This window comes from Nitrospirae bacterium CG2_30_53_67, assembly GCA_001873285.1.
Classification (GTDB): domain Bacteria; phylum CG2-30-53-67; class CG2-30-53-67; order CG2-30-53-67; family CG2-30-53-67; genus CG2-30-53-67.
In genome coordinates this window covers 1-9,523 of record MNYV01000115.1, presented here as the reverse complement: position 1 = coordinate 9,523, position 9,523 = coordinate 1, and the positions used below count along the sequence as shown (strand labels likewise).

9 protein-coding genes are annotated in these 9,523 nt (G+C 52.6%); 3 read left to right on the top strand and 6 right to left on the bottom strand.

Annotation, left to right across the window (positions count from 1 at the left end; all coding sequences use genetic code 11):
* Nucleotides 1-3: 3 nt before the first annotated feature.
* The 3 genes from AUK29_07175 (at nt 4) to AUK29_07165 (ending at nt 3,889) form a co-directional block, all read left to right on the top strand.
* A complete protein-coding gene (locus AUK29_07175) occupies nt 4-711 on the top strand; it encodes a hypothetical protein (protein ID OIP63130.1) in 708 nt (235 codons plus the stop codon).
* Between the two features lie 121 nt (nt 712-832).
* The gene (locus AUK29_07170) at nt 833-1,465 is read left to right on the top strand and encodes an FMN-dependent NADH-azoreductase (GenBank protein OIP63129.1); all 633 of its coding nucleotides are present in this window, start codon (nt 833-835) and stop codon (nt 1,463-1,465) included.
* Between the two features lie 330 nt (nt 1,466-1,795).
* Nucleotides 1,796-3,889 (top strand): hypothetical protein, encoded by a 2,094-nt coding sequence (locus AUK29_07165; GenBank protein OIP63128.1) that lies wholly within the window; start codon nt 1,796-1,798, stop codon nt 3,887-3,889.
* A 262-nt stretch (nt 3,890-4,151) separates the two neighbouring features.
* Here AUK29_07165 and AUK29_07160 read toward each other — a convergent pair whose 3' ends face one another.
* The 6 genes from AUK29_07160 to AUK29_07135 form a co-directional block, all read right to left on the bottom strand.
* A complete protein-coding gene (locus AUK29_07160; GenBank protein ID OIP63127.1) occupies nt 4,152-6,674 on the bottom strand; it encodes a hypothetical protein in 2,523 nt (840 codons plus the stop codon).
* Nucleotides 6,675-6,834: 160 nt separating this feature from the next.
* Nucleotides 6,835-7,353 (bottom strand): hypothetical protein, encoded by a 519-nt coding sequence (locus tag AUK29_07155; protein ID OIP63126.1) that lies wholly within the window; start codon nt 7,351-7,353, stop codon nt 6,835-6,837.
* Between the two features lie 12 nt (nt 7,354-7,365).
* Complete coding sequence (locus AUK29_07150; protein OIP63125.1) at nt 7,366-7,785, bottom strand: hypothetical protein; 420 nt, start codon at nt 7,783-7,785, stop codon at nt 7,366-7,368.
* A gap of 39 nt (nt 7,786-7,824) precedes the next feature.
* Entirely contained in the window at nt 7,825-8,151 is a 327-nt protein-coding gene (locus tag AUK29_07145; protein OIP63131.1) for a calcium-binding protein, read from the bottom strand.
* A gap of 74 nt (nt 8,152-8,225) precedes the next feature.
* Nucleotides 8,226-8,600 (bottom strand): hypothetical protein, encoded by a 375-nt coding sequence (locus AUK29_07140; protein OIP63124.1) that lies wholly within the window; start codon nt 8,598-8,600, stop codon nt 8,226-8,228.
* A 137-nt stretch (nt 8,601-8,737) separates the two neighbouring features.
* Nucleotides 8,738-9,382 carry a hypothetical protein gene (locus AUK29_07135; protein ID OIP63123.1) on the bottom strand — a complete coding sequence of 215 codons (645 nt, stop codon included), beginning with the start codon at nt 9,380-9,382 and terminating at the stop codon, nt 8,738-8,740.
* Between the last annotated feature and the right edge of the window lie 141 nt (nt 9,383-9,523).

Genomic DNA, 9,523 nt, shown 5'->3' with positions numbered 1-9,523 from the left:
CTGATGGAGACCCTGCCGGCGGCCGAGCTCTGCGGCATCGGCAAACATATCGAAGGCCATCTCGGGGCATTGGGGATCCGGACCTGCGGGGATCTGGGCCGTGCCTCGGTTTCGACCCTCCGGAGGCGCTTCGGCATCCTGGGGGAGACCCTCTCGGCCATGGGCCGCGGGGAAGACCCCTCTCCCGTGGTCCCCATGGAGCAAGAGCCGGAGGCCAAGTCCATAGGACACAGCACCACCCTCCCCATGAACGTCTCGGATCCGCTGATCCTTAACCGGGCCCTCCTTCAGCTCTCGGAGATGGTGGCGAGAAGGGCTCGGCGCAATCATCTCGCCGGACGGGTCGTCATCCTGACGCTCCGCTACGCGGATTTCCAGACCTTCTCCAGAAGGATCCGGCTCGCCCGCTTTGTCCATCACGGGCCCGAGATCTATCTTGCCGCCCGGGAGATCATAGGAACCCTCCAGCTCCGGCAGCGCGTCCGCCTCCTGGGGGTGACCCTCTCGGACCTTACCAGAGACATCCTCCAGCTCCCCCTGTTTGAGACGGAACGCAGGAAGGAGAGCCTCTCAGAGGCCATGGACCGCGTCAACGACCGATACGGCATGTTCACCCTCACCTGGGGGACATTAAGAGACCGTTCCCGGGAACCCGGGGTGATCTCTCCGGCCTGGCGCCCGTCCGGAAACCATTATGTGAACGTCAAGTAAGCCGATTGACATCCGCCGGGATCGGGGTAGTATTAAATTAATTGAAAAGGGGATATCCCCCGTTCCTTCTTAAAGAAGGAAATTCGTAAGCATAACCGATACAACATCATGGAGGCACATCATGAGCAAGCTTCTATATATACAGGCATCGCCCAGGCACGTCCGCTCCTATTCCATCGCTGTGGCCGATGCGTTCGTGGATGCCTACAGCAAGAGACATCCCAAGGATGAGATCCTGACTCTTGATCTCTTTAAGAAAGATCTTCCGGCCTTTGACGGCCTGGCCGTTACTGCAAAGTACACGATCCTCCACGGGGAGAAGCACTCCAGGGAAGAGCTTGCCGTGTGGAAGGGCGTGGAGGCGGTCATTGAGGAATTCAAGGCCGCGGACAAGTATGTGTTTGCCGTTCCCATGTGGAACTTCGGCATCCCTTACCGGCTCAAGCAGTATATCGACATCATCGTCCAGCCGGGTTACACCTTCTCCTTTTCCCCGGAAGAGGGTTATAAGGGGCTGGTTACGGGAAAGCCCGTGTTTGCGGCCTATTCCAGAGGCGGTGAGTATCCTGCCGGTACCGAATATGCATCCTACGACCTGCAGAAACCATACCTCGAAACCGTTCTCGGTTTCATGGGATTCACTGACATCCGGTCTATTGTAATCGAGCCCACCCTCGCGGGCGGCCCTGAGACTGCGGCCGGAAAGAGAAAAGAGGCCGTGGCTCAGGCCGTAAAAATGGCCGGGGAGTTCTAACCTTCAGCACAAGCGGCCCCATAGCCTGTGCAGCCGAGGCGTCAGCTTTTTCCTGACTGCAAAGGCGGTTTGGTCTGTCATGACGCTGATGGATCTCGTGCTTCTACCATGGACTCCGGGTTTGTCCGGAAACGGCTTGCGAGGGTGTGCGACAAATTTATAGGCAACCATTTCTCTGAGAGCGTCATTCTCCGACTCGATCGGGGGATCGAAGGACAGGCATTTTTGTCGCACACCCGGTTTGCGATTCCTTCTTGATTTTTGTTTTCCCATACGATATAGTGAATCCAACCTTTTATAAACAAAACAAAATATCACACAGGAGCGGCCATGGCAGAAGATCCGGCATGGGGGGATGGGATCGATGTAAAACCTTTTCCTGCACTTTTGATAGAGATAAAAAAGGCCGGCAAGACAGGTATCCTCCTGGCCAAAAAGGAGACCGTTGAAAAACGGATCTTTTTCCAGGATGGTGAGCCCATTGCCTTTCGTTCCAACCTGAAAAGGGATCTTCTCGGCGAAATTCTTTGCGCACGCGGCAAAATCACCAGGGACCAGCTTAAAGAGGCCGTGCTCGAAGACCAGAAAAAAACCGGGAACAATTTCGGACAGATCCTGATCAAGAAGGGATTCCTCACCCCAAAAGATCTCTATGCCGAATGCAAGTACCAATTCGTCTCCATCCTCTTCAGCCTTTTCTCCTGGGAGAACGCCTCCTATGCCTTCAACGAACAGGAGGCTTCCACGCTGATCCCCAAGGACCTTCCGAAGTTCCATGTGGCTTTTTCCAAGCTTGTTTCCGAGGGGATACGGCTCATTAAGGATAACAGTTTCATCGACCGTGTACTGGGGGATACGAACCAGGTGGTACGGGCGACGTCCGTAACCATCCCATCCGGGGAACTCAGCTTCAGAGGAGAAGACAAAACAATCCTCGACCAAATCGACGGAGAGAAGGCCATTCAGGAGATCATAGACGCCGCCGACCTCGATTCTTCAATGACAAAAAAGATCCTCTATACGCTCTCCTGTCTGGGGGTCGTGGAGATACAGGCCCCTGCCGCGGCCTTGGAAAATAAGGCGGACATCACCGGGTCTATGGAGGGCCAGGAAGAAATCCCGAGCATGAACGAATCCTCGCTCTCCACATTCATGGATGAGATTCTGCCTGAAGAACAGGCTGAAGAGATCCCTGTCTTTGAGCAAGAAGAGCAAGGATCTGTTGATTACTCAAAGATCGTGGCTGATGAAGTCGAAGAAGAAGACGAAAACCTTCCGGAACAGATCGGCGGGGCGCCCGTAGAAGAGATCCAGGAAATTCCTCCGCAGGTTCAACCCGTGACTTCGGAGTACGAAAGCGAATCCCAGGGGCAGGCTCCGCCTCCCGCTGAAGAGTCTGAGCCGATTCCCATGGAGGATGAGCAGACTGCATCCAAGGCCGATGAGATTCCATTCAAGACCGAGGACCGCCCGCTTAATGCCTGGGAAAAGGAGACCGAAGCATCCGGTCCGGCTGAGGGACAAGAAGAAGAGGCCATCCTGAAAGAGGTGATGATTCAAGAAAAAAGGCGATCCACCCTAACTCAGGTTTTGCTCTTTCTGGGAGTCATCGTCCTTATGGGCGGAGCGGCCTTCTTCTATTTCTCCCTGGACAAGGGGTCCAAAATCAACGATTTTGCCGAACGCATCAGAGCACAGGTGACCACCAGAGATTTTAAGGCCAGGAGAGATAAAGAGATCGTACAGAAGCTTATGGAAAAAGGGCAGGCCCAAACAGCCGGCGAAAGCCCGGTCCCCGGTCAGGAAATGAAAACAGCCGAAGCGCCTGCCGTGCAGGAAACACCCCCTGAAAAGCAGGATACCGCGGAGATCAGGGAGACGCAGGGAGAGGTCAAACCGGCAGAAGAAGAAAAAGCCTCTGAGCCTTCGAAAGAGGCAAAGGCCGGACCCGATGTCAAGGAGCCTCCGGCTCAAACCGAACAGGCGGCGCATGAAAAAATTGTTGAGCCGTCATCAAAGGTTCAGGCCGAGACCAAACCGTCGGCGCCGGCAGCAACTTTGCCTTCATGGAATGATCTCTATGCAAAGGGATTGGTTAATTTCAAGAACGGGAATCTCAAAAGCGCCATGAAAGACTGGGCGGACCTGGTCCGCTCCGCTCCGGATCCATCCTTCACCATACAGATCGAGATCACCTCCTATCTGAATTTTGCTTCCAAGGATATAGAGGAGGCGTCGAAGGAGGAAAAGGTCTTTATTCTGAATGCCCTGTTCAACGACAAGCCAGCCTATAAAGTTCTTTGCGGAATTTACAAGGACCGGTCCGAAGCTGAAGCCTCCCTGCAAAAACTCTCCCCTTACCTCAAGGCACAAAAACCGGTCGTCATTTCGGTTGAACGGGTCAGGAACAAACTGGTGGATTGATAGCAGAGGCTTTCCGCATTTGAATGACCAGATCGTTGCGATTTATGCTCATGACGTCTTTGTCTCCCGCAGAAACTTCTCCATGAAAGGAAGCAGCTTCTTCCCGTATTCACGGTCTTCCTTCGTACCCATCCATCGTCCCGGCCATTCGTCGAAGTCCGGCGACAGTTCGCGTAAGGTGAGTATACCTACATTTCCCTTCATGTCTTATGCTCTCCCGGCGCAGCATCACCGCAATATTCCTGCGCAAAAGGGATCATCGCTATGAACCTCCTTTTTGAGCAGCCATGGTATTGGAGACAAGCTTGCCAAGAGCGGAAAAAATATTTCCTAATACCTCCGGTTCCGGGAGTGGTATCTTTAAATAGGCATCGCCTGTTTCGGCATCTCTGCCGATCATGGAATATAGGCGTTTCTCCATGGGCTGCGCCTCACCTTGACTCGGCGGCGAGATTGTTTTGCTTAAGTGCATGAGAAATTGAGCCCCGCTCACAAGAAGAGTGTTCAGGGGGTCTTGTTCTTTTCCGCTCCCTCCCCCTTTTCGGATGGCGCCCTCTCCGTTGCCGGCGGCTTGTTCCTGGATCGTGGCTGCCTTGTGATCCTCTTCGGCTTCTCTCTGCTCCTCCCTTTCTTGTTCCGGATCCGATTTTTCCAAGCCCTCGGTTATGGTTTCCATGGACTTCATGAATTCTTTGAGACGGGACTCGCCGGCCATGACCACATCTTCCCCGTCGTGATCGAGCGCGCCCGCAAACAATGATGTCTTGAATTTAAGGAGATCCAGGATTCTCTCCTCGATAGAAGAGGCCGTGACAAAGTTGATGATCCGAACGGTCTTGTGCTGTCCAAGCCGATGCACACGTCCGATCCGCTGTTCAAGAATCGCCGGGTTCCAGGGGATATCCATGTTCATCACAACCGATCCGCTTTGCAGGTTCAATCCGACCCCGCCCGCATCTGTGGACAAAAAGACCTTGCACCCGGGATCTTCCCTGAATCTCGAGATTAAGCCCGCTCTCTGTTTTGAAGGGATGCTCCCGTTCAGATGCGCATACGCGATCCCGTTCCTTTCAAGAACCCGTTCCACTAATTCCGTCATCCGAAGCCACTGGCTGAAGATCACGACCTTTTCTCCGCCTTCGATGACAATCTCTTTGAGGAGGAGTTCCAGCTCCTCGATCTTGGGGCCATGGATCGTTTTTTTGTCGACCAGATAGGTATTGTCTGCAGCCATTCGCATCGTGTTCAAAGCGATCAGCAGACGCCTATGATCCGCCTCGCACAGAAACTTGTAGCGCCTCCATTTGGCGACCAGTTTTACCACAATCTCGTAATGATCATCATGGATCACACTTTGTTCTTTTGTCATCTTCACAAAGAAATTCTTTTGGATCCGCTCAGGAAGCTCTTTAAGCACTTCTTGTTTTTTTCTCCGGACCATGACGTTCTTCAAGGACTCCCTGACCGATTGCAGGTCCCGGTATCCGATCACCTTCCCGCCCGGGTCCGTGATTCTGTGGGCATGTATAAAACGGTATAATGGGCCAAGGCGCCAACGGTCGATAAATTCCATGATCGAGTGCAGTTCTTCGATCCTGTTTTCTATGGGTGTTCCGGTCAACACCATGGCGAAGGTGGAGTCCAACTGTTTGACGCACTTCGCGGTCCGGGTCTTCCAATTCTTGATCCGCTGCGCCTCGTCGAGGATGATCAGGTCCGGGGCCCACTCCCTGATCTTCTCCATATCGCGATAAACCAGTTCATAATTGAGGATCTTGTAGAAAGAGTCATTGAGGTAGACCTGTTTCCTTTGGTGGTTCATCCCCTCAATCACCTCAACCTTCCGGCCGCTGAATTTTCCTATCTCCATTTTCCACTGGTGCTTCAGAGAGGTCGGAGAAATAATCAAAACCTTCTGGATATGAAATAATTCAGCCATCAACTCGGCGGCCGCCAGGGCCTGAATGGTCTTTCCCAATCCCATGTCATCACCGATCAGGCACCGCCCGGCCTGGACTGCGAACAATGCCCCTTCCCGCTGGTACGAGTACAGTTCGGTCTTCAGAATATTTTTGAGAATCGGGCTCCGGATCCCTTCTTTTAGTTGCGCCTTAATCACTCTTCTCCGGTGTTCGGCATCCTGGTGTTCAGCGACATAGGCCATGACATCATCATAGCATCGGACTTCATGCCCGTTGTTTTTCGGGGTCCCATTGAGAAACCGGTGAAAATCAAGGATCTGTTCCTCTTTGAGAGTTCCCTCGGAATCAAAAAAAGTCTCCGCCAGAGAAAGCAGCTCCGCCGGCGCATTGCTCCCTGCCTTGAACCGGACCTCCCTCTTGAGCCCATAGCTCAAATAGACCTCGGAGTAGGGGGGCGTATAGACCTCTTTGAACGCCTTCTTTGCCCCTCTTTTTTTCGTGAGTTTGGACAGGGTGAACTCGATATGCTTGCACGTCCCAAGATTATTCACCTTGTAATCGGGGCAGGAGCAGAAATTGATGCCCGGAGCATCTCCTCGAATGGCGATCTTATAGGTCTTCCCCGATTCGGGATTGGTCAGTTGAAATTCCGAGAACAAGGGATGATCTCCTCGGTTTTCGAGCGTAAACTTCTGCTGCTCACCATATTGTTTTCTCAGCGCCCTCTGCCATTCCTCAAGACCAAGATCATCCGGTTTTTGCGTCTTCGATATCTTCAATTTGATCGGCCTGCTTTTTCGATTTTTTGAACTTCTCACGCTTCTCTTCTTGCCGCCTGGTTCCGGATCTAATATGGGCTCCATCCTAACCATCCTCCCTTCTATGATTACTTGATGACCATTGAAGGCAACATACCATTAAGGAGCCTCTTCTTCAATAAATTCTTGAAAAATTCAAGGCCTGCCCCGTTAGAGACGGCGACTCTAATGGGCGCCGGGCACACTTGCCTTACACTCACCGTCCTTATTGTTTCCGCTGTACCGGCTCAATTCCGTTCACGATAAGCCACTGGACTGCCTCTTCCCGCATGCATTCCTCTTTGTACGCATACCAACGGGCCAGTTCATCCGGATGATCATTCAATACGTTTCTGAACCTTTGGAACGCGCCTTTCCCATCAAGGGCGATGTCGAGCTTTTCCCTGAGCCCTTTGCTGCGGACGGTTTCGGCGAAGGCAACCATGAGATTGTACCCCTCATATGACTCCCGGCGTGGTATCTCAAGAAACCGGTTCTTGTCGTCGCCGAAGATGCTTTCCGCTGCTTGGAGGAGTTCCTGCTCCCAGTCGGCGAGGTCAGCGACCGCATCGCCGCCTTCCTCGGCAGCCCGCATCACGTTATCGGGCATGCTGATGATCTCGCCGGTCTCGGTGTCGAGATAAGCGGTAAGCTCAGGATTATTTCCGAGATCCATTTCTGAGGCAAGTTCCGGGATGTTAACCTTCAATTTCTTTCTGCGTTCACCATAGTCATCACTTATCATATTGTTCCCTCTTTACCAGTTGACCACCCATGTCGCAAAATCGTCAAACAACTGATAGGTACCCGTCTTTTTCTCCTTCGCCGTCAACCACGACAGGCCGATATCGAATGTTTTTCCGTCTGATAAGCGTTTCACCCTCGCGATCAAATCGCGTTCTTCCACGATCTTTCCCAGGATGTCGATCAGTTCGAATTCATCAGTATACGAAGCCCGTTTCTTTTTCAGCTTCTCATATTTGTCTTTCTCGCCGGGACCGAATACATAAAACTCTTCCCACAGAAAGTCCTCACGCCCGGTTATGACCGCTGTTTGATCCAGGCGTTGTAGCAAATAGGCGCGATATATCAGCAGGCTCTTCCTGTTTACTTCAGGCGCTTCCTCTGTCCCGAAGACCTTTGCGATGCGTATTCGTGCCGCTTTTATGTCCGCCATGAATATACCGTCGCCTCAATCGTGAGATCATGTCCGGACTCATCCAAACTGATAGCCCTGCTTTACCCAGTAATGCCGGTCTTCGATGGCCTGTTTGGTTTTTTTGTCGCGGCACTCACACTGCAGTTGATCCAAGGGAACGGCGAATCGACGGCCTTCCCACGTTATGGAAACGAACATCTCCCGTTCGCACTCATCTATAGGCGGCATACCCACGATCTCCACATTTTCCTTGAGCTTGAGTGGAGAAATATCTCTCTTCTTGACGCACGTTGCCGGGAAAGGGAATTTCAAGTTGTCCTCTAAATAGTAGTACCAGCCCATAGCCTGCTCCCAGGCATCATAGGCGTCAACGACGATCTCCATGGAGATGCGCTGTTCGCGTGCCGGTTCTTTCTTTTTTCCCTTTTTCGCCGGCCGTTTGCTCTTCACCAAACCCATCACTCACCCTCTTCCGGCTTCAGGAAGTGCGTGGCATAGGCCTCCTCGATATTCGGCGTTCCCGACTTTGAAAACCGGAGTTGCCTTTTCTGCCCCTTGCCCCACGAAAGGTACACTGTTTTACTCGGGCGCAGACCGCTGGCTCGAGCGCGCTGCTGAAATGCCCTAAGCAAATGATTGATCTTCGCCAAATTCACCGTAGTAACGCGCTCAAGACAAGACGTTCTGCCGAACCTCCAGGCGTCGTGATCTTCCTTCGTCAATCGCCCCATGCGCATGAGGACATCCACGAAGCTGGCATAGCCCTTCTCCTCCAACAATATCGCAGATGCTTTCTGCATTTGAATGACCAGATCGTTGCGATTTATGCTCATAACGTCTTTGTCTCCCTCAGAAACTCCTCCATGAAAGGGAGCAGCTTCTTCCCGTATTCACGGTCTTCCTTCGTACCCATCCATCGTTCCGGCCATTCGTCGAAATCCTGCGACAGTCCGCGTAAGGTCATGGGGCTTCATTCCTCTTCATATTCATCCAGATAGGTTTGCAGTTTGAAAAACAATCGGTTCAACTCCTTCTCAACCTTTTTATCTTTCGTATGATTTGCCTCAGCAGCGACGTATCCCTGCACTTCCTCGATGTCGCCGAGCGTCATCGGGACTGTTATCAACCCATTTTTCACCGGCGCGAGTCGCGCAAAATTGGGATCGCAAAACGTCTTATCCCTGATCAGGTCCCGCTCTCTGAGCGTCAATTGCACGGGTAGTTTCGTATCCGGAGCAATTACGGTCTTCTTATCGTCTGGGGGTGACAGCCCCAGCAAGACTGCCAATGCATCGGCCACGGCCTTGACTCGTCGCTCAGGCCAGAAGCAACGCATGGGGTCTTCATGAACATACTTGACCGCTTCGCTGACGGACATGCGCATCCCGCCAAAATCGCCGATCTTATCCCATTTCGTGGATTTCCACCACAGAACTTCGACGCGGTCCTTTCCGCATATCTTGAATCTTGCGACAGGGTGTCCACCCGTTCGCTCAATGATCGATACGCCATAACGGTCACGCCGAACGGCCACGTCAATATTCTTCTTTTCAAAAAAGTCCAAAATACGGGCAGCCAGCTCTTCAGTATCGTTTATAGTGCGTTTTGCCGACATCACTTCACCTCATAGACCTTCAGCACTTCATCCCCATAGTGGTTGATGACCTTCACGGCGAGCTTTCCGGTCGCGGGCGGGTCGAAGGGCCGGCTGATAGTTGAGTAGAGCATGGACCAGGCGGCTTCGTCCACTTCGGAG